Origin of the sequence: Streptomyces sp. BE20, assembly GCF_036322525.1 — a bacterium.
GTDB lineage: Bacteria > Actinomycetota > Actinomycetes > Streptomycetales > Streptomycetaceae > Kitasatospora.
Genome location: NZ_JAQYWW010000939.1, coordinates 101,092 through 123,057 on the forward strand (window position 1 = coordinate 101,092; position 21,966 = coordinate 123,057).

General features: G+C 75.1%; 19 protein-coding genes, 1 pseudogene and 1 riboswitch. Of the genes and pseudogenes, 12 read left to right on the forward strand and 8 right to left on the reverse strand.

Going from position 1 to position 21,966, the window contains the following annotated elements:
- Positions 1-118: 118 nt before the first annotated feature.
- Both PUR61_RS22475 and PUR61_RS22480 read left to right on the forward strand, forming a co-directional pair.
- Positions 119-295: a hypothetical protein gene (locus PUR61_RS22475; RefSeq protein WP_329881103.1), complete on the forward strand. Its 177-nt coding sequence runs from the start codon at positions 119-121 to the stop codon at positions 293-295.
- A complete protein-coding gene (locus tag PUR61_RS22480) occupies positions 292-1,680 on the forward strand; it encodes an MFS transporter (protein ID WP_329881104.1) in 1,389 nt (462 codons plus the stop codon). Before PUR61_RS22475 ends, PUR61_RS22480 begins: the two co-directional genes overlap by 4 nt.
- Here PUR61_RS22480 and PUR61_RS22485 read toward each other — a convergent pair.
- On the reverse strand, positions 1,647-2,816 hold the full coding sequence (locus PUR61_RS22485; protein WP_329881105.1) for a magnesium and cobalt transport protein CorA: 1,170 nt from the start codon (positions 2,814-2,816) through the stop codon (positions 1,647-1,649). The two genes, PUR61_RS22480 and PUR61_RS22485, sit on opposite strands and share 34 nt — an antisense overlap.
- A 360-nt stretch (positions 2,817-3,176) precedes the next feature.
- Positions 3,177-3,350, reverse strand: a riboswitch (M-box (ykoK) riboswitch).
- Positions 3,351-3,770: 420 nt separating this feature from the next.
- The gene (locus PUR61_RS22490; protein WP_329881106.1) at positions 3,771-4,679 is read right to left on the reverse strand and encodes an ATP-grasp domain-containing protein; all 909 of its coding nucleotides are present in this window, start codon (positions 4,677-4,679) and stop codon (positions 3,771-3,773) included.
- A gap of 232 nt (positions 4,680-4,911) precedes the next feature.
- Here PUR61_RS22490 and PUR61_RS22495 point away from each other — a divergent pair, with 232 nt between their 5' ends.
- Positions 4,912-6,573, forward strand: coding sequence for an ABC-F family ATP-binding cassette domain-containing protein (locus tag PUR61_RS22495; protein ID WP_329881107.1), 1,662 nt, complete (start codon positions 4,912-4,914; stop codon positions 6,571-6,573).
- Here the strand turns inward: PUR61_RS22495 and PUR61_RS22500 are convergent.
- The 3 genes from PUR61_RS22500 to PUR61_RS22510 all read right to left on the reverse strand — a co-directional run bounded on the left by PUR61_RS22500 (position 6,560) and on the right by PUR61_RS22510 (position 8,704).
- Entirely contained in the window at positions 6,560-7,375 is an 816-nt protein-coding gene (locus tag PUR61_RS22500; protein WP_329881108.1) for a methyltransferase domain-containing protein, read from the reverse strand. The two genes, PUR61_RS22495 and PUR61_RS22500, sit on opposite strands and share 14 nt — an antisense overlap.
- A 154-nt stretch (positions 7,376-7,529) precedes the next feature.
- The gene (locus tag PUR61_RS22505; RefSeq protein WP_329881109.1) at positions 7,530-7,886 is read right to left on the reverse strand and encodes a VOC family protein; all 357 of its coding nucleotides are present in this window, start codon (positions 7,884-7,886) and stop codon (positions 7,530-7,532) included.
- Positions 7,887-8,056: 170 nt separating this feature from the next.
- The gene (locus PUR61_RS22510) at positions 8,057-8,704 is read right to left on the reverse strand and encodes a lysophospholipid acyltransferase family protein (RefSeq protein WP_329881110.1); all 648 of its coding nucleotides are present in this window, start codon (positions 8,702-8,704) and stop codon (positions 8,057-8,059) included.
- A 247-nt stretch (positions 8,705-8,951) separates the two neighbouring features.
- On the opposite strand from PUR61_RS22510, the gene PUR61_RS22515 reads away from it, so the two are divergent.
- Together PUR61_RS22515 and PUR61_RS22520 are read left to right on the forward strand one after the other, a co-directional pair.
- Positions 8,952-10,445 carry a bifunctional phosphatase PAP2/diacylglycerol kinase family protein gene (locus tag PUR61_RS22515; protein ID WP_329881111.1) on the forward strand — a complete coding sequence of 498 codons (1,494 nt, stop codon included), beginning with the start codon at positions 8,952-8,954 and terminating at the stop codon, positions 10,443-10,445.
- Positions 10,446-10,635: 190 nt separating this feature from the next.
- Complete coding sequence (locus tag PUR61_RS22520; RefSeq protein WP_329881113.1) at positions 10,636-10,845, forward strand: hypothetical protein; 210 nt, start codon at positions 10,636-10,638, stop codon at positions 10,843-10,845.
- A 164-nt stretch (positions 10,846-11,009) separates the two neighbouring features.
- On the opposite strand, the gene PUR61_RS22525 is transcribed toward PUR61_RS22520, so the two are convergent.
- Together PUR61_RS22525 and PUR61_RS22530 are read right to left on the reverse strand one after the other, a co-directional pair.
- A complete protein-coding gene (locus PUR61_RS22525; protein ID WP_329881115.1) occupies positions 11,010-12,176 on the reverse strand; it encodes a DUF6745 domain-containing protein in 1,167 nt (388 codons plus the stop codon).
- Between the two features lie 158 nt (positions 12,177-12,334).
- A complete protein-coding gene (locus PUR61_RS22530) occupies positions 12,335-12,661 on the reverse strand; it encodes a hypothetical protein (RefSeq protein ID WP_329881116.1) in 327 nt (108 codons plus the stop codon).
- Between the two features lie 214 nt (positions 12,662-12,875).
- Here PUR61_RS22530 and PUR61_RS22535 point away from each other — a divergent pair, with 214 nt between their 5' ends.
- The 6 genes from PUR61_RS22535 (at position 12,876) to PUR61_RS22560 (ending at position 19,455) form a co-directional block, all read left to right on the forward strand.
- Positions 12,876-13,829: an STM4015 family protein gene (locus tag PUR61_RS22535; protein WP_329881117.1), complete on the forward strand. Its 954-nt coding sequence runs from the start codon at positions 12,876-12,878 to the stop codon at positions 13,827-13,829.
- Between the two features lie 60 nt (positions 13,830-13,889).
- Positions 13,890-14,819: an STM4015 family protein gene (locus PUR61_RS22540; protein ID WP_329881118.1), complete on the forward strand. Its 930-nt coding sequence runs from the start codon at positions 13,890-13,892 to the stop codon at positions 14,817-14,819.
- Between the two features lie 10 nt (positions 14,820-14,829).
- Positions 14,830-16,116, forward strand: a complete 1,287-nt coding sequence (locus PUR61_RS22545; RefSeq protein ID WP_329881119.1) for an STM4014 family protein — start codon at positions 14,830-14,832, stop codon at positions 16,114-16,116.
- Between the two features lie 104 nt (positions 16,117-16,220).
- The gene (locus PUR61_RS22550) at positions 16,221-17,114 is read left to right on the forward strand and encodes an STM4013/SEN3800 family hydrolase (RefSeq protein WP_329881324.1); all 894 of its coding nucleotides are present in this window, start codon (positions 16,221-16,223) and stop codon (positions 17,112-17,114) included.
- Positions 17,111-18,505, forward strand: a complete 1,395-nt coding sequence (locus PUR61_RS22555; protein WP_329881120.1) for an STM4012 family radical SAM protein — start codon at positions 17,111-17,113, stop codon at positions 18,503-18,505. The genes PUR61_RS22550 and PUR61_RS22555 overlap by 4 nt, the downstream gene beginning before the upstream one ends.
- Positions 18,506-18,516: 11 nt before the next feature.
- Positions 18,517-19,455, forward strand: a complete 939-nt coding sequence (locus PUR61_RS22560) for an STM4011 family radical SAM protein (RefSeq protein WP_329881122.1) — start codon at positions 18,517-18,519, stop codon at positions 19,453-19,455.
- Positions 19,456-19,777: 322 nt separating this feature from the next.
- Here the strand turns inward: PUR61_RS22560 and PUR61_RS22565 are convergent.
- A pseudogene (locus PUR61_RS22565) lies at positions 19,778-20,794 on the reverse strand (alpha/beta hydrolase); the annotation flags it as partial.
- A gap of 304 nt (positions 20,795-21,098) precedes the next feature.
- On the opposite strand from PUR61_RS22565, the gene PUR61_RS22570 reads away from it, so the two are divergent.
- Positions 21,099-21,881, forward strand: a complete 783-nt coding sequence (locus PUR61_RS22570) for a hypothetical protein (RefSeq protein WP_329881123.1) — start codon at positions 21,099-21,101, stop codon at positions 21,879-21,881.
- The last annotated feature ends 85 nt before the right edge of the window (positions 21,882-21,966 follow it).

Genomic DNA, 21,966 nt, shown 5'->3' on the forward strand with positions numbered 1-21,966 from the left:
TCATTCCCTCGGTACCGTCAGATCACTTGTGGTGCGACCGAGTTGTGACCCTGACGGGAGGGAACCGACGCTGCGGAACTCCTTCTGCCGAGTGCCCGGAGCGGTCTACCCTCCTCTCATGGTCGCGTCGATCACCGCCGCCAGGCCGCTCGCCCCGGCCCCGGCACCCGCCCCGGCACCCACCGACGGGGGCGTCCCCACGGCCGCCCGCACAGCCGCGCCCGTGTCCGTGGCCGCGCCCACGGCCGCACCCGTGCCCGTGCCCGCATCCACCGGCCAGGACGATCCCGCATGACCGTTCCGCCGGACGAACACGCGGCCCGCCGCCGGTACCTGGCGACCTGCCTGCTCTACTGGCTACCGCTCGGCCTGGCCACCGCCCCCCTGGTACTGCTGCTCACCGCACGCGGCCTCCCGCTCGGCACCGTCGCCGGGCTCTTCGCCGCCCACTCGCTCACCACCGCCGCCCTGGAGCTGCCCACCGGCGGGCTCTCCGACGTCCTCGGCCGCCGACCCGTCCTGGCCGCCGCCGGTCTGGTCGGCGTCGCCGCCTTCACCCTGCTCGCCCTGGGTGACTCCCCCGCGCTGCTGTTCCCCGGCATGGTGCTGCTCGGTGCCTCGCGCGCGTTGGCGAGCGGCCCGGCCGAAGCCTGGTACGTCGACGCCGTGCACTCCCGGACCGGTGCCGACGGCGACCTCCGACCCGGGCTGGCCCGGGGCAGCGCCACCGGTTCCGTCGCCCTGGCCGTCGGCACCCTGGTCGGCGGGGCCGTGCCGTGGCTGCTCTCCGGTGACCTCGGTGACCGCCTCACCCTGGCGACCGGCGGCCTGGTCCTGCCGCTCTCGGTACCGGTCCTCCTGGGCGCCGTCGTCGCGGCCGTCTTCGCCGGCTACGTCCTGGCCGCCCTCGCCGAACCCCCACGGCCGCCGGCGACGCTGCGCACGGTGGTCGCCGACGTCCCCACCACCATCGCCACCGGCCTGCGGCTGGGCAGGCGGAACGCCGTGGTCCGGCGCGTGGTGCTCACCGCCGCCGCCACCGGGGCCGGCCTGGCGGTGGTCGAACTGCTCACCCCCGGGCGGGCCGCCGACCTCACCGGGACCGTGGAGTCCGGCGCGGTCCTGGTCGGCGGGCTGGCCTGCGCCGGTTTCCTCTGCTCCGCGCTCGGCGCCAGGATCGCCCCGGGCGCCGCCGAACGGTTCGGCGACGCCCGCGCCGTTCCGGTCGGCCTCGTGCTCTGCGCCACCGGCCTCCTGCTGCTCGCCGTCACCGCGAACACCGCCGGCCCGGCCGCCGCCGCGTCCGCCGCGATCGGGTACGGCCTGGCCTACCTGGGGCTGGGCACGGCCGGACCGAGCCAGGGCGCCCTGCTCCACCGGGCCGTCACGGCGGACGCCCGGGCCACCGCGCTCTCCGTCCAGTCGCTCGCCCTGCAACTGGTCGGCGCCCTGGCCGGCCTCGCCCTCGGGGTGCTCCCGGCCGGACCGCCCCGCTGGCTCCTCGGCGTCGCCGCCCTGACCCTGGCCGTCCTCCTCTGGGTCCGCCCACCGGCCGACGGCCGGACGAGCAGCGACGCGGCGGACGGCGCAGGGGCGGACGGCGCAGGGGCGGACGCGCGCGGGACGAAGAGCCTGCGCCGCGGCCGTCAGAGCCAGTTGCGGCGCTTGAAGACCAGGTAGAGGCTCGTGCAGACCAACGCCATCAGGGCGATCGCGAACGGATAGCCGAAGGCCCACTTGAGCTCGGGCATCGAGTCGAAGTTCATGCCGTAGACGGTGCCGATCAGCGTCGGGGCGAAGAGGATGGCCGCCCAGGAGGAGATCTTCTTGATCTCGTCGTTCTGCGCGTGCCCGGCCTCCGCGAGCTGCTTCATCTCCTCGTTCTGCCGCTGCGACACCAGGGTCGCGTTGACGGTGAGGATGTTCTGCAGCATCTGCCGGAAGCCGTCGACCCGCTCGGCGGCGTAGGTCGCGTGGTCGGCGACGTCCCGCAGGTAGCGCTGGAGCTCGTCGTCGGTGCCGTACTTGCCGAAGCCGGCCTCCAGGCTCTTCATGATCTCCAGCAGCGGTCGGGTGGCACGCTGGAACTCGATGACCTCGCGCGAGAGTTCGTAGATGCGCCGGGACACCTGCGGGTCCCCGCCGAACACCTCGGTCTCGATCTCGTCGATGTCGTGCTGGAGGCCCGCGATGACCGGCGCGTAGCCGTCGACGACCGCGTCCAGTACCGCGTACAGGACGGCCTCCGGGCCCAGCGCGAGCAGCTCCGGGTCGGCCTCCAGGCGCCGCCGCACCGCCGAGAGGTCGGGGGCCTGCGAGTGGCGGACGGTGAACACGAAGTCGGGGCCGACGAAGAGGTGGATCTCGCCGAAGTCCACCTCCTCCACGTCGTCGAGGTACCGGGCGGCCCTCAGCACGACGAACAGCGTGTCGCCGTAGCGCTCCAGCTTCGGCCGCTGGTGGGCGACGATGGCGTCCTCGACCGCCAGTTCGTGCAGGTTGAACCGCTCCGCGACCTCCAGCAGCTGTGCCTCGGCCGGGCGGTAGAGCCCGATCCAGGCCATCGTGCCGGGCTTGCCGGGCAGTTCGCGGTAGACGTCCGCCAGGTTGGCCGGCGTCGGCATCCGGCGGCCCTCGCGGTAGACGGCGGCGTCGACGACCGAACGCTCCAGGCTGACGTCCTCGGCCGGCTGGTCCGGGCGCGGGTCCATCGAGTGCTCGGGGGCGGGCTGGGTGTCGGTGGAGCGGGTCGGGACGACGGAACGGGAGAACGGACGCTTGCTTGCGCGCACGGCGCGCACACGCCAGTCGGACATGGCGGGGTACCTCCGCTGTTCGGGGGCCACCGCACCCGGCCGGGAGGCTCGGGGCGGGGCAGGCGGGAGACGCCCGGCCGCCCTCCACCACGCACGGCGCCCGGCCGCGCGGTGCCGCCTGCCGGGATCAGCGGCGGGCGGTGCGACGACGGGAGCCGGAAGCGGTGCGGGAGGAGAAGTGCCGGGGGCCAGGAGATGGGGGGGACGTCCTGGGGCAGGGCCGACTTCGACCCGGGCTACTGCTCTCCACCGATCTCACCTCCTCGCCGTCGGGGCGCCCACGCAGGGTCACCGTGACCGGGCCACCAGGAGGATCCACACCGTCCGGCCGCACGCACACGTGCCCGCGACAGAAACGGGTGGGCACCCCTGATCTCGTCAGAGCTTTGGCACGCCACGGCGTAGCACCCGGGGGTGCAGCCACTTGGGGTCACCCCTTAGGCCGGGGAGACCTGTCCTGACCCTGGGCGTCTCTCGACGTCGTGGGGTCAGTGGCCTGTGTCCGTGGCGACGCCTCACCGAACGAGGTGCCTTCACAACTTCAATGAGTCTAGTACCCACCGGGGACTCCCTTCGACCAGGGGGCCCGCGCCCGATCCGGCGGAACACGCCCGAAGGGGCGCGCGACGGCGGCGAAAGCCCTTCCGCGCGACCCTCCGTTCACACCTTTCGAAACGTCAGCATCCTTGTGTTGCACGAGCGTTGAGACGACGGGCGAACCGCGAGACGCCGAAGTGGATCCACCCTCGGTCGACTACGCTCGGTAGTGCGGCTTCCTTCGGCACGGCCCCCGGACGACCCCCGAACGGGGCACGGCGGCGGTGATCGGCGACGGGCCGGCAGGGATGCCGACCGGACGGCAGCCGTGCGCGGCTGCTCGGTACGGCGGCTCGGCGGGACCGTTCGGCCCGGACTTCGGTGCGACCGTTCAGTGGGACGGTTCAGTGGGGCGGTTCAGTGGGACGGTTCGAGGTGGGCGGCGACGTACGGGACCGCGACCGCCTCCAGCGCGCCCGGCGAACCGAACGCCGGGTGGACGTTGACCTCGAAGACCACACCGCCGCTCTGGGCCGCCAGGTCCACGGCGGCGAACGGCAGCCCCACCGCTCCGGTCGCCTCGACCGCCAGCTCCGCCAGTCCGGCGGGCAGGTCGTCGACCGGAAGCGGGGTGGAGACGGCACCCCGGGCGAGGTTGCACGGCGCGTCCGGGTCTGCCTGCACGTGCTCGACCGCGCGGATCGCCCGCCCGTTCAGCACCGTCACCCGGAACTGGTGACGCCGTCCGTCGGCGGTGAAGTTGCCGGCGTCACTCGCGAGCAGCCAGTCGGTGCCGGCCTCGGCGTAGCACCGGGCGGCGTCGGCGAGCTGGGCCCGGGTGGTGACGTGGAACACGTCCTGGCCGCTCATCCCGACGGCCGGCCGCGCCCAGACGTCGCCGCCGAGCCGGTCGAAGACCTCCACCGCCTCCTCGGGCGTGGGCCGGGAGAGGGTGAGGGTGGTCATCTGGCGGACGCCGTCCCGGGCGAACCGCTCCACCGCGAGGCGCTTGTCGGTGGCCACCCGCCAGCCGTCCACGGCGGTGCCCAGCGAGCGCACACCGTGCTCGCGCAGCGCGCGCTGGCAGTCGGCGAGTTCCGTCCGCCGGTGCGGCGGTATCTCGTAGAGGAGCACTGCCGTGGCGGCCACGGCCAGGCCCTCGCCGGGCACCTCAAGGCTGACCCCGCCGTCGACGCCGCGCACCAGGCCGGGACCGCCGGCCATGAAGTGCCGTGCGTCGAGCAGAACGGGTGCCCGGCCGGTGAGCCTGTGCACGGCGGAGGCCAGCGCCTCCCGACTGCCCTCGGACGAACTGTGATCGGTCATCAGAACGAGCTCGCTGCGCCCCATGGAGCCATGGAACATGTCGCGGACATGGTCAGGCAAGACCGTGTCCCGCACGCACGCCCCCCTCCGCCCCGGCCGGACGGAAATCCGGATGCGAAGCACCGGCCTCCCGCGCTACCGTCGGCCCCATGTCGACGCCCCGCATCTCCTAGCCGACGGACCCGCCTCCACGCCACCCGTGTGTCCGTCCGCCGTTCCGGAGCGTCATCCCATGATCACCACCCGTGGTGTCGACGTGCGCGTCGCCGCCCGCCTGCTGCTGTCCGACGTCACCCTCCACATCGCACCCGGCGACCGTATCGGCCTCGTCGGCCGCAACGGCGCCGGCAAGACCACCCTGCTCTCCACCCTGGCCGGCCGGATCCGGCCCGCCGCCGGGACCGTCACCCGCACCGGCCCGGTCGGCTACCTGGCCCAGGACTCCAGGGCCGCCGACCCGGCCGTCACCGTCACGGACCGGATCCTGTCCGCACGCGGTCTGGACTCCGCCGTCCACGCCCTGCGCGCCGCCGAGAGCGCGCTGGCCGAGGCCGCCACCGCCGTGGTCGCGACGACGGGCCGTTCAGCGAGGAACCCCGCGACGGGAACCGCCGCTCCCGAACGGGCCCAACGCCGGGCCATGGCCGCCTACACCACGGCCGAGGCCGAGTTCCAGGCTCGCGGCGGCTACGCGGCGGAGGCCGAGGCCGCCCGGGTCGCGGCAGGACTGGGCCTGCCCGGCCGAGTCCTCGACGGCCCGCTCGGCGCGCTCTCCGGCGGTCAGCGCCGCCGGGTCGAGCTGGCCAGGATCCTCTTCGCCGGCCACGACACCCTGCTCCTCGACGAGCCCACCAACCACCTGGACGCCGACGCCGTCGCCTGGCTCCGGGACTTCCTGGCCGGCTACCCGGGCGGCGTGGTACTGATCAGCCACGACGTGCCGCTGATCGCCGCCACCGTCAACCGGGTCTTCCACCTCGACCCGCAGCGTGCCGCCGTGGACGTCCACAACACCGGGTGGGCCGCCTACCTCGTCCAACGCGACGCCGACGAACGCCGCCGCGTCCGCGAACGCGCCAACGCCGAGCGGAAGGCCACCGCGCTGCACGCCCAGGCCGACCGGATGCGGGCCAACGTCGCGACCGCCGTCAGCGCCCGTTCCATGGCCCGCCGGGCCGACCGGATGCTCGCCGCCCTCGAACCGGCCCGGCGGGCCGAGCGCACGGCCCGGATCCGGCTGCCCGACCCGGCGCCCTGCGGCCGGATGCCGCTCGGCGCCGTCAGCCTCGCCAAGTCCTACGACGGGCGGCGCGTGCTCGCCGGCCTCGACCTCGCCGTCGACCGGGGCACCCGGCTGGTCGTGCTCGGCCACAACGGCGCCGGCAAGACCACCCTGTTGCGGATCCTGGCCGGTTACGAGCACCCCGACGGCGGCCGGGTCGTCCCCGGCCCGGGGCTGAGACTCGGCTACTTCGCCCAGGAACACGACACCCTCGACCCGTCCCGCAGCGTCCGGGAGAACCTCTCCCGGGCCGCGCCCGACCTCACCGACGGCGAACTGCAGCACGTGCTCGGCGCGTTCCTCTTCCGCGGCGACGACGCCGACAAGCCCGCCGGAGTCCTCTCCGGCGGCGAGAAGACCAGGCTCGCCCTGGCCGGACTGGTCCACTCCGGCGCCAACGTCCTGCTGCTGGACGAGCCCACCAACAACCTCGACCCCGCCTCCCGCGCCGAGGTCCTGGCCGCGGTCGGCACGTACCCCGGCGCGATCGTGCTGGTCACCCACGACCCCGGGGCCGTCGAGGCGCTGCGCCCGGACCGGGTCCTGCTGCTGCCGGACGGCGACGAGGACCTGTGGAACGACGGCTACCTCGACCTGGTCACGGCAGGCTGACCGGCCCGCCCCGGTCGTCCGGGGCACTCGGCCGGCCGGGGTCCCGGGGCTTCCGGGCCTCGATCAGGAACCGGGCGGAGTGGGCGACGAACGGCCCCTCCGCCCGGATCCGGGCGTCCAGCTCACGAAGCCGGTCCCGGTACGCGCCGACCGTGAAGCCCGGAACCATCCAGACCACCTTGCGCAGGAAGTAGACCACCGCACCGATGTCGCGGAACTCCGTCCGCAGCCGCTCCGAGCGCAGGTCGACGACCTCCAGTCCGGCGGCCCGGGCGGCCCCGGCCTCGTCCTCCGGTCGCCGGGCCCGGCGTGCCTCGGGCTGCGGCCCGAGGAAGTACTCGACCAGTTCGAACACCGAGGCCGGCCCGACGTGCTGGGCCAGGTAGCTGCCGCCCGGACGCAGGACCCGGGCGATCTCCTCCCACCAGACCGTCACCGGGTGCCGGCAGGTCACCAGGTCGAAGGCGCCGTCGGCGAACGGCAGCGGCGGCTCGTCCGGATCGGCGACCAGGACGGCGCCCAGCGGGTGCAGCAGCCCGGTCGCGCGGGCCACGTTCGGCGGCCAGGACTCGGTGGCCACCATCGTGGCCGGGAAGCTCCCGGCCACACCCGCCAGCACCTCACCGCCCCCGGTCTGCAAGTCCAGGGCCGCAGACACCCGGGCCAGCCGTTCCCCCAGCAGCCGCTGGTACCCCCACGACGGGCGGTCCTCGGTCGCCCGGCCGTCCAGCCAGGAGAAGTCCCACCCGTCGACCGACACCGCCTCGGCCTCGGCCACCAGTTCCTCGAACGTCCGCTCCATGGGCCCATCCTGCCCCGCTCCGGTCCGCCCTGCTTCCCCCGGCCGCGTCCGACCCCGCCCCGGCCTCGGATCGTCGCCATCGGATCGCCGCCGCCCGCGCGGCTCCCGACGGCGGCGTTCCGGACCACAGGGTTCCCCACCGGCCGCCTCCGGCTCAGGCGAGCCGGGCGGCGACCAGCTCGTTGCCGGAGAGGTCCCGGAAGTGCGGTGAACGGTCCGGGCCACCGTCCGGTACCCCGGGTGGGGTGGACACCCCGAGCTCGGCGAGCCGGGCCTCCACCCGGTCGAGGTCCGCGGTGTGGAGGGCCGGCAACGGCAGCCCGCCGGTCTGCCGCCCCGCCGCCGCCCGCGCCTCGGGCGACTCCTCCGGCATCAGCCAGAGCCCCGCCCCGTCCGACAGCCCCGCGTGCAGCGGACGGTGGCCGTCGGCCTCACCGTCGAAGAGCACCGTGAGGCCCAGCCCGTCACGGTAGAAGGTCAGCGCCGCCTCCGTGTCGTCGACCACCACCACCGTGCGGGCGATCGCCGAGAACAGTCCGTTCGTCTCCGTGCGCCCCCGGCCGTTCCGTGACCGTAGGGCACGGCACTGACACTGCCGCTCCCGCGCCGGTCCCCGGCCGTCGACGGCCCGTCACCCGCCCGACCGGAAACGCCCGGAACCGCCCCCCGGACCCCGCCGGCTCAGGCGGCCTCGGCCCGGCGCGCGGCAACGGTCCAGGCCGCCGTGACGGCACGGTGGGCCGCGGCCGTCGCCTCGACGGCGTCGCCGGCCAGCCGGACCGGCGCACCGAGGTGGACGTGGAGGGTCGGACGGCGGACCGGTGCGGTGGCCAGGCCCGCCAGTTGCTTGAACGAGCCGCCCGACGTGAGCCGCCGGGAGCCCGCCTGGCCGAGCGGGACCACCGGAGCGTCGGCGGCGCGGGCAAGCCGCGCCAGGCCGCTGCGGAAGGGCCCCGGCGGCTGCTCACCGGAGTCCCGGCGGCGGGGCAGCCCGCCCTCTCCGTAGATCAGGACGACCCGCCCGGCGGCGAGTGCCTCCGCGGCTGCGTCGAGGGCCTCGGAGGCCCGCGCGGTACCCCGGTGGACGGCGATGTGCCCCTCGCGACGCAGCAGCTGCCCGAGCGCCGGGATCCGCCAGAGCCCGGCCGTCGCCAGCACGACCGGCCGGATGCCGAGACGGTGCAGGGCGGCGAACACGACGACCGGGTCGGCGAGCGAGGTGTGGTTGGCCGCGACGATGCTGCCGGGGGCGGGGAGTTCGGAGCCTTCGGCGGTGACCTGGAGACGGCCGAGAGCGGGGACGAGGAACGCTGCGGTGCGACTGATCATGGCGGTGGTGTGGTCCTTGTGACGGTTTCGCAGTGTTGTCGGCCAGTCTGCGGGAGCCCGCTGCGGTGCGCCTGAGTACCCGTACTCAGCTTCGGCCGGGACGGGTCCGACCGGCCGTCACCGGTGGGGTGCCCGGCCGTCCGGGCGCGTTCCCCGAACGACTCCCCCCGGTCCACCACCGGTTGCGAGACGCTCGGAGCAGGTCCCGACCTCGCATTCCGGGCCGACCCTGTCTAGGCTCACGTGGATGAGGCGACTGGACGTACTCGACCAAGCCCTGTTCACGCGGATCGCCACGGCCCGCTCGCGCGGCACCGGGCGGCGGACCGCGCCGTGGATGCGCGGACTGAGCCGGGCCGCCAACCACGGCGTGCTCTGGTTCGGCACCGCCGCCGTGCTGGGGGCCGTCGGCGGACGGGCCGGCCGGCGGGCGGCCCTGCGCGGGGTGGGCTCGCTGGCGCTCGCCTCCACGGTGGCCAACATCGCCGCCAAACAGCTGACCCGGCGTCCGCGTCCGCAGCTGGACCCGGTGCCGGCCGCCCGCCGCCTGCTGCGCCAGCCGATCACCACCTCGTTCCCCTCGGGCCACTCGGCCTCCGCCGCCGCCTTCGCCACCGCGGTCGCGATCGAGTCCCCGGCGGCCGCGGCCGTGGTGGTGCCGGCGGCGCTGGCCGTCGGGGCGTCCCGGGTCTACACCGGTGCGCACTACCCGGGCGACGTGCTGGCCGGGTTCGCGCTCGGCTCCGCGCTCGCCGCGCTCACCCTGCGATGGTGGCCCAGGTCGTCCGACGTGCCACCGCCCGCGGGCCCGCCCCGCCGCGCGGCCCCGGCGCTGCCCGAGGGAGCCGGGCTGTCGGTCGTGGTCAACAGCGGCTCCGGCAGCGGCGCCCTGACGCCCGCCGGACCGGAGGAGACCGCGGAGCTGCTGCGCACGCTCCTCACGCGGGCCGACGTCCGGGTCTGCGGACCCGACGACGACCTTCCCACGCTGCTGACCGAGGCGGCCGACCGCGCCGCGGCGGCCGGCGGGGCGCTCGGGGTCTGCGGCGGCGACGGCAGCGTGAACCTGGCCGCCGGGCTCGCGGTCGAGCGGAACCTCCCGCTCGCGGTGTTCCCCGGTGGCACGCTCAATCACTTCGCCCTGGACCTCGGCATCGACGGGCCGGAGGCGACCGCGGCGGCCGTGGCCGCCGGGACCGCCTGCGGGGTGGACCTGGGTATCGCCGCCGACGACACCGAGCGGCGGCACTTCCTCAACACCTTCAGTCTGGGCGTCTACCCCGAGCTGGTCAGGGTGCGGGAGTCGCTGGAGGGGCGGCTGGGCAAGTGGCCGGCGCTCGCGGTGGCGGTGGTCCGGGTGCTGGCCGCCGCCGAACCGGTCACCGTCCGGGCGGGCGGCCGCGACCGGCGGCTCTGGCTGCTGTTCGCGGGCAACGGCGCGTACGACCCGCCGGGCTTCGCCCCGACCCACCGGACCGGTCTCGCCGACGGCCTGCTGGACATCCGGATCGTGGACGGCGGTAGCCCGTTCGGCCGGACCAGGCTCGCCGCCGCCTTCCTCTCCGGGACCCTCTCCCGCTCCCGGGTCTACCACTCCGCCCGTCTCGGCGCCCTCGACCTCGACGCGCTGGGGAGCGCCGACCGGATCGCGGTCGACGGCGAGTCCGTCCCCGCGGCCGGTGCGCTGCGGCTGGCCAAGGCCCGCCAGGCGCTCACCGTGTACCGGCCGGCCCTGGACTGAGTCGGGGACCGTCGCAGCGGCCCCGCGCCCGGCCCACGTGCGGCCCGCGTGCGGCGGCGCTGCGACCGCCGACAACGCCGGAAGGGCCTGGACGACACGCAGCTCACCCCATTCGAGTGACATTCCCTCCGGTGGCCCGACCCGGGTCCCTAGTGTTCACCACACAGTTGGTCTACGAAGGGATACCACCATGTACCGCACCGTCCGCACCTTCGCCGTTCTCCTCGCCGCCGTCGGCGCCGTCGCCGTCCCGACCCAGGCCTTCGCCGACGGCGGCGACACCGTCACCGTCACCACCATCACCGTCATCGGCACCGGCAACCAGCTCGCCGGCGGCGACATCTACAACACCGGCGGCGACGCCATCATCGGCGCCTTCAACGCCAACAACGTTTCCTGACTCCCCCACTCTGACCTACGACACCGCCCGCGCCCCCCTCCGGCGCGGGCGGTGTCGTGTGCGCCGGGACCTCACTCGGCCGGCACCGGCTTCCGGAGCCGGTGGAGCGTCCGCAGGGCCTCGCGCCGGTACTCGACCGACCTGGAGTCCCTCCCCCAGCCCGATCAGGTCTCGCGCTGCGGGTGGTACTCCTCCTCGGGCACCCCGAAGGTCCACGCCACCCCGGCCCGGGCGGTGCGGGTGCCGGGCGGGACCCGCAGCCAGTACGTCCGGAAGGTGCCGTCGGGCTCGGCGGTCGAGTTGACCACCTCCACCATCACCACCGGCTCGTCGTCGGGCAGCTGGATCCGCCAGAGCACCCCGGTCCCGTCACGGTGCAGCGGCTCGGCGCCGGAGTCCGCGAGGTACCGCTCGTAGCCGTAGTGCTCCAGCAGGACACGGCGCAGCTCGGCGTTCTCCTCGGTGCGGATCCGCTCGACGGTGACGGAGCCGAGACCCGCCAGGAACTCGGCCGGGACGGGCATGCCGCGCCACGCGTGCAGGGCGAAGCCGTCGGCGTACGCGACGGCGGGTCCGTCGGCCCGGTCCGGGCGGCCGGCCTCGTCACGGTGCAGTTCGACCGGCCGCTCGCTGATCAGCACCACGTCCTCGTACGGCCACCACCAGCCGACACCGAGCGCCACCTCGGCCAGCGCGGCGATCGCCCCACCGGCGCCGTCCCGGTCCGCGGTACCGCTCGGATCGCCCGGAGCCGGTCCCAGGACCCCGGCCGCCTCGAAGGCGGCGAACCACGGTGCGTCGTGCTGGCCCCGGACGGACTCCAGCAGGGCGAGCCGGACGGCGGTGCGGCGCTGCAGGGCCGCATCGACCACCTCGTCCGGCTCCTCCTCCGTGTCGGGTTCGGGGGCGAGCCGGTCGAGCACGGCGTTGCGGATCCGGTCGGCCAGCGCGTTCGTCACCGGGCCGAGCTCACCGCCGGTCAGCGCCCAGAGCGGTGCCCAGCCGCCCGCGCCGACCCGTTCGACCGCCCGGCCCCGGACCGCGTCCCACGGCCTGGTCCGGACCGTCTCGCGCACGGTGACCGCGCCGGAGCCGTGCAGCTCCAGCGCCGTCGCCGCAGCCGCCAGCGGCGAGCCGAACCACCGGATGTCGGCCGGTTCCGCCAGCCCCACGGCCCGGTACGCGGCCCGCACGGCCCGCTCGACCCCGTCCCGGTCGGCCGGGCCGGTGGCCGCCGCTCCCGCCCGCCAACGGGCCGTCACCTCGGCCGGTCCGGCCACCCCGCGGTCCACTGCCGTCCGCACCGTCTCCACCGCTTCCGCCGCCGTCATCACACACTCCGATCCCGGGCCGGGCACCCGACCCGGGCACCCCACGTCCGTTCCGTTCCGTCGTTCCGTTGCGTGCAGCGCCCTGTACCGCCGTGCACCCCGGGCCCCGCCGAGGTCGCGGGCACCGTGGACCCGGCGGCCCGGCCGCCCGACCGCCGTCAGTCCGCGACGACGCGGACCGATCCCGGCACGTACTCGCGCTGGCGGACCACCCGGTACCAGCCCTTGGGCAGCGGTATCGCCGCGTGCTCCTCGTGCACGACCCGGCCGCCCTCGACGAGGTGCAGCCAGGCCGCGCCGAACGGCCCCGCCTCGCGACGCAGCTCCCCCGGGCCGACCACGGCGTGGGCATGGCCCGTCACCTCGCCCAGCGCGAGGACCAGCCTGCCCCGCGCGTCCCGGGGCTGCGGGGCCAGCGAGCCCACCCGTGTCGGCACCGCCGACTCCTCCACCGGCACGATCAGCACGTCACCCTGGCGGTACATCAGTCCTCCTCGACCGGTCCGACGGACCATCGGAATCCCACGCCCCGGACCTTAGGACAGGGGACTGACAACGGCCGGTCCGGGCCGGGCGCGGGGCCCGCCGGCGGCCGGCGCCGCCGCCGTGACGCGCCCGGTTTCCGCCCCGGCCACCGGATTGTCCGACCCGCCTGGTAGACACTTGTTCGGCCCGCACCGACACCTCCAGGAGCAGCGCATGACGGTCAACAAGCACATCGAGGAGTTCCACGGCCTGCCGGTCTTCGACTTCGTCGCGGCCGTCGACGAGGGCGGCGAGCTGCCGGAGCCCGGCGCGGTGGCCTGGAAGGTCGCCGTCGAGTTCGACGCCTCCACGGGCTGGGTCGAGCGCTGGCAGCAGTTCCTGGACGCCGTCGACACGGGCCGGGTCGGCGCGGTGGTGGTGGGCGAGTGGTCGAAGGACGGACCGGAGAGCTTCGCCGAGCCGCTGGCCGCGATCCTGGGCGCCGCCGACCGGCTGCCGGCGCTGCGAGGCCTGTTCGTCGGGGACATCACGTACGAGGAGAACGAGATCTCCTGGATCGACATGGTCGACGTCACGCCGCTGCTGACGACGTTCCCGCTGCTCGCCGAGCTGGTGGTGCGCGGCGCCTCCGGGGAGAGCGTCGACGGGGACGGGGTGTCGCTGAAGCCGGTGCGCCACGAACACCTGCGGGCGCTGCGCTTCGAGTCGGGCGGGCTCCCGGTCGGGGTGCCGCGGGCGGTGGCGGCGAGCGAGCTGCCCGCGCTGGAGCGGCTGGCGTTCTGGCTCGGCGTGCCGAACTACGGCGGCGACACCGCCCTCGACGACCTCGCGCCGTTCCTCGACGGCACCCGGTTCCCGGCGCTGCGCCACCTCGGCCTCCAGAACAGCGCGATCCAGGACGAGATCGCCGCCGCCGTCGCCCACGCCCCCGTGGTGGCCCGGTTGGAGTCGCTCGACCTCTCGATGGGCGTGCTCACCGACCAGGGCGCCACCGCGCTCCTGGACGGCCAGCCGCTCACCCACCTCAAGACGCTCGACCTGCACCACCACTACCTCACCGACGCGATGCAGCAGCGGCTGCGCGAGGCGCTGCACGGGGTGTCGGTCGACCTCTCCGGGGGCGGCAAGCCCGACGACCAGTGGCGTTACGTGGCGGTCTCCGAGTAACCCGGCCGCGGAAGGACCACCTCCCCACCACCCGTCAGTCGTCCAGCCCAGGGGGGCACCATGATCACCTCTACCAACGAGCAGTTCCACGGTCTGCCGGTCGTCGGGTTCCCCACCGACCGGAGCGGCCCGGACACCCTCCCGGAGCCCGGCGCCGTCGCGTGGCGGCTGTCGGTGGAGTACGCCGCGGAGGGCGGGTTCGACGCGCTCTGGGCGGACTTCCTGGCCACCGTCGACCCGGCCTCCGTGCGCGCACTGGTCATCGGTACGTGGTGGCCGCACGACCACGAACCGGCTGAGCAGATGCTCGCCACCCTGGCCGGTGACGCCACGCGGCTCAGCGCGCTGGAGGCACTCTTCATCGCCGACGTGACGTACGAGGACTGCGAGATCTCCTGGTTGGAGATGTCGGACATCACTCCGGTGGTGACGGCGTTCCCGCAGCTGACCGAGCTGGTGGTGCGCGGCGGCAACGGGCTGCGGCTCAGCCCCGTCCGGCACGACCGTCTGGTGGACCTCCGCTTCGAGGCCGGCGGCCTGTCGGCCGAGCTGGTCCGGGGGGTCGCGGCGAGCGAGCTGCCGGCCCTGGAGGGGCTGGAGCTCTGGCTCGGTGTCGACGACCACGGCGGCAGCTCCGACCTTGACGACCTGACGCCGTTCCTCGACGGCACCCGGCTGCCGGCGCTGCGCCACCTCCGGCTGCAGAACAGCATGTTCCAGGACGAGATCGCCGCCGCCGTCGCCCACGCCCCCGTGGTGGCCCGGTTGAGGACGCTCGGCCTCTCGATGGGCACGCTGACCGACGAGGGCGCGGCCGCGCTCCTGGACGGCCAGCCGCTCACCCACCTCAGGACGCTCGACCTGCACCACCACTACCTCACCGACGCGATGCAGGAACGGATTCGCGCTTCCCTGCCCGGCGTGGCGATCGACCTCTCCGAGCCGGAGGATCCGGACAGCGAGTGGCGCTACGTCGCGGTGGCCGAGTAGGCGGGCGGCGATGACGACCTCCCGCCCCGGGCCCCCGCCTCCGGCCGCGGCCCCCACCGCGCACACGGACACCGCCACGGGCGGCGGCATCGCCACGGGCACGGGCATCGACGCCGCGGCTACCCGCCCGGCGGGCACCACCGGCCCCGCCCGGGGCGGCCACCGGCTCCCGGCGTCCGGGCGACTGACCGTGCTCGGCAACCCGGGCCACCGCCGGGTGACGCTGTTCGCCGCCGCCGCACGTGCCGCCGGGCTGCCGGAACCCACCGTGCTGCCCTGGATCGACGTGCTGCACGGTACCCACCGGCTGCCCGGGGGGAGCCTGGTGCGGATCGAGTCGCCCGGCGAGGACGAGGCCGTGGACGCGCTGCTGCGCGGGCCTGCCCTCGGCGACGGCTACGCGCCGACCAGGGTCGAGGGCGGAGCGGCCTGGTACGCGCGGGTGACGACCGCACTGCGCGCGCTGGAGCAGGCACCCGGTGTCCGGCTGCTCGGCGACCCCGGGGAGATCGCCGTGATGTTCGACAAGCGGCGCACGCACGCGCTGCTGTCGGCGGCCGGCGTACCGGTGCCCCGGGCGCTCGGCGGCGCCGCCGCCACCGGCTGGGAGGACCTGCGCGAGCGGCTGGCGGTCGCCGGGCTGCGGCGGGTCTTCCTCAAACCCTCCCACGGCTCCTCCGCCTCGGGGGTGGTGGCGCTGGAGTTCGGCCCCCGCGGCCAGGTGCAGGCGACCACCTCGGTGGAGCTGGCCGGCGGGGAGCTCCACAACTCGCTGCAGGTCCGCCGCTACCGGGACGAGCCCGTGGTGGCCGAGCTGGTCGACCGGCTCGCCCCGGACGGACTGCACGTCGAGCAGTGGGTCCCGAAGGCCGCCCAGTCGGGCCGCTCCGCCGACCTCCGGGTCGTCGTGATCGCCGGACGGGCCACCCACGTGGTGGTCCGCACCAGCCCGCAGCCGATGACCAACCTGCACCTCGGCGGTTCCCGCGGCAGCCTGGCGCTGGCCCGGGAGGCCGCCGGCCCGGCGTGGCCCGCGCTCCTGGAGACGGCGGAGCGGGCGGCCCGGTGCTTCCCGAACTCCCCGATGGTCGGTGTCGACGTGCTTCCCGTCGCCGACTGGCGGCGGGCACTGGTGGGCGAGGTCAACGCCTTCGGTGACCTGCTGCCCGACCTCACCGGTCTGCCCGGCGGGCCGGCCGAGGGCCTGGACACCTACGCCGCCCAGCTCGCCGCCCTCCTCCTGCCCGGCCCCGGGCAGGATCCGACGCACCACCCAGGTACGGAACAGCCCCGATGAACCACCGGACCACCCGGCCCACCGCGCCCACGCCCACCATGTTCGCGCCCGTCGCCCCCGCGCCCGTCGTCGTGCCCGGAGACGCTCCGGCGGGCGGCCCGGACATGAACGCCGTCGTGGGCAGCCACAACCTGCTCCTCGTCACCCTGGACACCCTGCGGTTCGACGTCGCCGAGGAGTTGGCCGCCGCGGGGCGGCTCCCGAACCTGGCCGCCCACCTCCCCGGGGGGCGCTGGGAGAAGCGGCACTCCCCCGGCAGCTTCACCTACGCCTCCCACCAGGCGATCCTGGCCGGGTTCCTGCCGACCCCGGCCTCGCCGGACGGGCCGCACCCGCGTCTGTTCGCCGCCCGGTTCGCCGGCTCCGAGACCACCGCGCCGCTCACCTGGGTGTTCGACGCCGCGGACCTTCCGGGTGCGCTCGGCACCGCCGGGTACCGGACGGTCTGCATCGGCGGGGTCGGCTTCTTCAACAAACAGGGACCGCTGGGTTCGGTACTGCCCGGCCTCTTCCAGGAGAGCCACTGGGCACCGGAGATGGGAGTCCCCTCGCCCACCTCCTTCGAGGCACAGGTCGCCCGCGCCGAGCAGGTGACCGCCGAACAGCCCGCCGACCGCCCGCTCTTCCTCTTCCTCAACGTCTCGGCACTGCACCAGCCGAACTGGTTCCACCTGCCCGGCGCCACGCGCGAACACGGCGACAGCCGGGAGAGCCACGCCGCCGCCCTCACCTACGTGGACGCCCACATCGGCCGCCTCTTCGCGGCGATGAGCGCACGCCGCCCCTGCTTCGCGATCGTCTGCTCCGACCACGGCACGGCCTACGGCGAGGACGGCTACACCGGGCACCGGATCGGCCACGAGGTCGTCTGGACCGTCCCGTACGCGCACTTCACGCTCCCCGCGCACACCGAGGCAGCCGGCGCCCGCGTCGACGCCACCGACGCCGCCACCACGGCCGCCACCACCGACGACGATGCCGCCGAGGAGACCGTATGACCACCGCCCCCGCCCGGCCCGCCGGACCGTCGCACCGGGCCTCCCCCGCGACTCCTTCGAGCCCCGCGGCACCCGAATCGCCGTACCGGTCCTACGTCTACGCCTACCCGCACAAGACCGCGTACCGCACGCTGTCGGACCGCCCCGCGCTGCGTGACCTGTGGGCCGGCGAGCCCCAGCACGCGCTCTCCCTCTACCTCCACATCCCGTTCTGCGAGGTGCGCTGCGGCTTCTGCAACCTCTTCACCCGGATCGGCGGCCCGGACGGCCTGACCACCGCCTACCTGGACGCCCTCGACCGCCAGGCGGACGCCGTCCGCGCGGCGCTCGACGACGGGGCCCGGTTCGCGCTGGCCGCGTTCGGCGGCGGCACCCCCACCTACCTCGACGCGGCGGAGCTGGAACGGCTCTGCGACATCGCCGAGCACCGGATGGGCGCCGACCTGCGGGCGATCCCGCTCTCGGTGGAGGCCTCACCCGCGACCGCCACCGCCGACCGCCTGGAGGTGCTCGCCGCCCGGGGAGCCACCCGGCTCAGCCTGGGCGTGCAGTCCTTCGTCGACGCCGAGGCCCGCTCGGCGGTCCGCCCGCAGAAGCGCGCCGACGTCGAAGCCGCGCTCGGACGGATCCGCGCCGCCGGATTCCCCGTCCTCAACATCGACCTCATCTACGGCATCGACGGTCAGACCGAGGCCAGCTGGCTCCACTCACTGGACGCCGCACTCGTCTGGCAGCCGGAGGAGCTGTACCTCTACCCGCTCTACGTCCGCCCGCTGACCGGTCTGGCCCGACGCGCGGAGCCGGAGAGCACGGCCCAGTGGGACGCCCGGCGGCTCGCGCTCTACCGGGCCGGCCGCGACCACCTGCTCGCCCACGGCTACCAGCAGGTGTCGATGCGGATGTTCCGCCGCGCCGCCTCCCCGCAGGCCGGCAGCGGCGAGTACGCCTGCCAGACCGACGGCATGGTCGGCCTCGGCTGCGGGGCCCGCTCGTACACCTCCCGGCTGCACTACTCCTTCGACTACGCGGTCGACGCCACCGAGGTCCGCCGCATCATCGACGACTATGTCGCCACCGAGGAGTTCCGGCACGCCGTGGTCGGCCGGGCGATGACCCCGGACGAGGCACGGCGGAGGCACCTCGTCCAGTCGCTGCTCCAGGCCGACGGCCTCCCGGTGGCCGAGTACCGGGCCCGGTTCGGCAGCACCCCCGCCGAGGACTTCCCGGTCGAGCTGGCCGACTTCGAGGCCCGCGGCTGGCTCTCCCCCGGCGTCGACGCCCCCGGCCGGCTGGCGCTCTCCCCCGAAGGACTGGCGCACTCGGACGCGGTCGGTCCGATGCTCTTCTCGCCCGAGGTCCGCACGCTGATGGCCGCGTACGAGGCGAAATGACCTTCCTCGGCATGCCCTCCGCCCGCCCGACGACCGGCCCGACGACCGGCCCCAAGCCCGAGCCGGCGGCCGGGAGTTCAGCAGGGCCGGCGACCGGGCTCGACCTCACCCTCCTCTACCGCGGCCCGCTCTCCTCCTGCGACTACGCCTGCCCCTACTGCCCGTTCGCCAAGCGGCGCGACACTCCCGGACAACTGCGCTCCGACCGCGCCGCGTTGGAGCGGTTCAGCGCCTGGGCCACCGGCCGGGCCGGCACCGGCGACACCCTCTCCGTGCTGTTCACCCCCTGGGGCGAGGGGCTGGTCCGGTCCTGGTACCGGCGGGCGCTGGTCGAGCTGAGCCGGTTGCCGCACGTCCGACGGGTCGCGATCCAGACCAACCTCAGCTGCCGCACCGGCTGGCTGGCCGAGGCCGACCTCGCCACCCTGGCGCTCTGGGTCACCTACCACCCCGGGCAGACGGACCACGACCGCTTCCTCGGCAAGTGCCGTGAACTGGACGCGCTGGGCGTGCGCTACAGCGTCGGCGTGGTCGGGCAGCCCGAGCACCTGGAGGCGGCCCGGCGGCTGCGCGCCGAGCTGTCGCCGGCCGTCTACCTGTGGATCAACGCCGCCGAGGGCCTGACCTACACCGACGCCGAGGCCGCCCGCTGGGCCGCCGTCGATCCGCACTTCGGCTACAGCCGGCACGCCCACCCCAGCGCCGGCCGCCCCTGCCGCACCGGCGAGTCCGTCCTCTCGGTGGACGGCGACGGCACCGTCCGCCGCTGCCACTTCGTCCGTGAGGAGCTCGGCAACCTCTACGACGACTCCTACCGGGCCCGGCTCGGTCCCCGCGCCTGCCCGCTCCCGGTCTGCGACTGCCACATCGGATACGTGCACCTGGAGACCCTGCCGCTGTACGACGTGTTCGCGGGCGGCGTCCTGGAACGCGTGCCGCACGGCTGGTGACCGCGGCCCGCCCGCCGGACGGACCGGGTGACCGCGGCGACCGCCGGCCTCGTCAACGGGTCGGCAGGGGGAGTTCGCCGGATACCCCGGGTCGCCGGGGCTCGCCGGACAGCACCGCGTCCTCCCCGGCGGAACGCCCCAGGGCGGCCCCGTGCCGGACCGCCGGATCGGAGCCCTCCGTGGGTCGGGGCGCCGGGTCCCGCACCGTCGCATCCACTCCTTCGGCGGAGGAGGTCGGTGATGCCCGTCGGGGCCTCCGGGGGCGGACCGCCCGGCCGCCGTCCACCCTGCTCAGCCGCCGGGATCCGCCGCCCGGACGGGGCTGTGCCAGGATGCGCCGGAGCCAGCGGGCGCGGGCGTTCCGGGCGTCCTGGCTGAGCGCCGCCTGCGGAGCGAGGGTGTCGAAGCCGTGGAACGCACCGGGCCAGACGTGGAGTTCGGCCTGCCCGCCGGCCCGCCAGATGGCATCGGCATAGGCGACGCCCTCGTCCCTGAAGGTCTCGGCCGACCCGACCTCGAGGTAGGCCGGGGGCAGCCCGGAGAGATCGGTGGCGCGGGCGGGAGCTGCGTAGGGCGGCACGTCGGCGGCGCCGCACCGGTCCCCCAGCAGCGCCTGCCACCCGGTCGCGTTGGAGGTTCGGTCCCAGGTGTCGATGCCGGCCATCTGGTGGCCGGAGAAGGTGTCGTTGCGGTCGTCCAGCATCGGGCACAGCAGCAGTTGCCCGATCGGTACGGGCCCGCCCCGGTCGCGCGCGAGGAGGGCGAGCGCGGCAGCCAGCCCGCCGCCGGCGCTCTTGCCCCCGACGACCACGCGGTCCGCGTCGAGGCCCAGTTCGGCCGCGTGCTCGACCGTCCAGGCGAATCCGGCGTAACAGTCCTCCACCGGCCCGGGGTACGGCGTCCGCGGGGCCAGGCGGTACTCGACCGAGACGACGGCCAGCTCCGGCGGGAGGGCCCCTTCACCGAGCAGCGGAGGAAGCACGGACCGGGCGTTGCCCATGACCATCCCGCCGCCGTGCATGTAGTAGAGGAACGGCAGCGGCCCGGCGACCCCGGTGGGCCGCACACGCACGAGCGTGATGTCCGGGCCGCCCGGCGCGCCCGGCACACGCAGCTCGTCCACCTCGAAGCGGCCGCCGGCGCCGAGCTCCCGGTCCGTCGGCGCGGGCCGTGCCGCCACGTCCGCCTCCTGCCGGGCCGTCAGGTTCTCCGGGGTCAACGGATCCCTCACCCCGGCTCCCAAAGCCGCCAGGGCCACGCTCAGTTCGGGATCGAAAGGGGGAGCGCCTCCGGCCTCGGGAGCAGGGCCGGAACGGGACGGCACATTACCGGCGGTCATGACGCGGCGCCCCGTCGAACGAGGGCGGTGCGTCCAGGAAGCGCTCGCGCGTGGTCCATACGGTCCAGTCAACCACCCACCGGGCCGCGCCCACAGTGCGTCGGTCGACGACAACTCCCTTCTCTCGGCGCGAGGCGACCGTCCGCGCGCCGGCCCCGGCGAGCCCCTGCCGTGCCGGGCATCATCCAAAGCCGCCCGTCCGCACGCCGGTTGGCCCGTCCGGTTCCTCGGCCCGATTGTCGGACCCGTGCGGTTCAATTCCTCCGACGCACCGCTACCCCGCCTTGCCCCTGGAGCCCCGACCATGACGCAGGACACCACCCGCCCCGCCGCCCCCGACGACTGGGAGGCAGTACTCGCCCACTCCTTCGGCCAGGTCCTCGGCCGACCGCTCTCCGCGTACGACCCCGCCGCCCGCTACGGCGCCTACTTCAGCGGCAACTTCATCCTGGAGAGCGAGCTGGACCGGGATCCGGTCTGGGTGGGCGGGGCCGCGCTGGCGGGGAAGGAACCCGTGGTCACGGCGCACCTGCTGCTCACCCCGCCCGGCGACCTCGACGCCACGGAGCTGGTCTTCGACGCGAGCCGCTCCTATTTCCTGGTCGAGCCGGCGAAGTTTCCCGACGCCTTCGCCGACGACCTCGTCGCGTTGTCGCCGTCCTGGACCGGCGCGGTCCTGGGAGCCGACCTGGGTCGGCTGGCGGACCGTCACGGGCTCGACCTCGCCTCGGCCGACCTGCCAGGCGGGGCGTGGAGGCTGTGGGAGGGCCGGATAGCCTCCGCCGACACCCTCCTCGACGCGCTGCGCGCCGCCACGGGTCTCCTGGGCGTCACCGGCCCGGACGGCGTGCCCGCCGGTCTCGGCGACTCAGCCGACGAGGTGGACGGCGAGGCCCACGACCGGATCGCGGCCGTCGAGGACGACCGCCTGCGCGACTACCTGGCGGCCTTCTGCGACCCGGAGTCGCACGACCTCGCCCTCTGCCTCTACGAGATGGAGGAGGAGCAGGACGGCGGGCCGTTGGTGGCCCGCTGGGACGGCTCGGTCGACCAGTACGAAGTCGTCGTCCGGCGGATCGACGCCTGAGGGCGAACCGCAGGCCGCGAGCGGCGGCGGGCGGCCCCGGGGACCGAGCGCGCCGTCAGCGGGCCCGGCCACCGGGGAGCCGTGT

Excerpts from the sequence above, each read along its gene's own strand:
- PUR61_RS22475 (WP_329881103.1), top strand. The coding sequence starts at position 119 with ATGGTCGCGTCGATCACCGCCGCCAGGCCGCTCGCCCCGGCCCCGGCA.
- PUR61_RS22480 (WP_329881104.1), top strand. The coding sequence starts at position 292 with ATGACCGTTCCGCCGGACGAACACGCGGCCCGCCGCCGGTACCTGGCG.
- PUR61_RS22485 (WP_329881105.1), bottom strand. The coding sequence starts at position 2,816 with ATGTCCGACTGGCGTGTGCGCGCCGTGCGCGCAAGCAAGCGTCCGTTC.
- PUR61_RS22490 (WP_329881106.1), bottom strand. The coding sequence starts at position 4,679 with ATGACCGATCACAGTTCGTCCGAGGGCAGTCGGGAGGCGCTGGCCTCC.
- PUR61_RS22495 (WP_329881107.1), top strand. The coding sequence starts at position 4,912 with ATGATCACCACCCGTGGTGTCGACGTGCGCGTCGCCGCCCGCCTGCTG.
- PUR61_RS22500 (WP_329881108.1), bottom strand. The coding sequence starts at position 7,375 with ATGGAGCGGACGTTCGAGGAACTGGTGGCCGAGGCCGAGGCGGTGTCG.
- PUR61_RS22510 (WP_329881110.1), bottom strand. The coding sequence starts at position 8,704 with ATGATCAGTCGCACCGCAGCGTTCCTCGTCCCCGCTCTCGGCCGTCTC.
- PUR61_RS22515 (WP_329881111.1), top strand. The coding sequence starts at position 8,952 with ATGAGGCGACTGGACGTACTCGACCAAGCCCTGTTCACGCGGATCGCC.
- PUR61_RS22520 (WP_329881113.1), top strand. The coding sequence starts at position 10,636 with ATGTACCGCACCGTCCGCACCTTCGCCGTTCTCCTCGCCGCCGTCGGC.
- PUR61_RS22525 (WP_329881115.1), bottom strand. The coding sequence starts at position 12,176 with ATGACGGCGGCGGAAGCGGTGGAGACGGTGCGGACGGCAGTGGACCGC.
- PUR61_RS22530 (WP_329881116.1), bottom strand. The coding sequence starts at position 12,661 with ATGTACCGCCAGGGTGACGTGCTGATCGTGCCGGTGGAGGAGTCGGCG.
- PUR61_RS22535 (WP_329881117.1), top strand. The coding sequence starts at position 12,876 with ATGACGGTCAACAAGCACATCGAGGAGTTCCACGGCCTGCCGGTCTTC.
- PUR61_RS22540 (WP_329881118.1), top strand. The coding sequence starts at position 13,890 with ATGATCACCTCTACCAACGAGCAGTTCCACGGTCTGCCGGTCGTCGGG.
- PUR61_RS22545 (WP_329881119.1), top strand. The coding sequence starts at position 14,830 with ATGACGACCTCCCGCCCCGGGCCCCCGCCTCCGGCCGCGGCCCCCACC.
- PUR61_RS22550 (WP_329881324.1), top strand. The coding sequence starts at position 16,221 with ATGAACGCCGTCGTGGGCAGCCACAACCTGCTCCTCGTCACCCTGGAC.
- PUR61_RS22555 (WP_329881120.1), top strand. The coding sequence starts at position 17,111 with ATGACCACCGCCCCCGCCCGGCCCGCCGGACCGTCGCACCGGGCCTCC.
- PUR61_RS22560 (WP_329881122.1), top strand. The coding sequence starts at position 18,517 with ATGCCCTCCGCCCGCCCGACGACCGGCCCGACGACCGGCCCCAAGCCC.
- PUR61_RS22570 (WP_329881123.1), top strand. The coding sequence starts at position 21,099 with ATGACGCAGGACACCACCCGCCCCGCCGCCCCCGACGACTGGGAGGCA.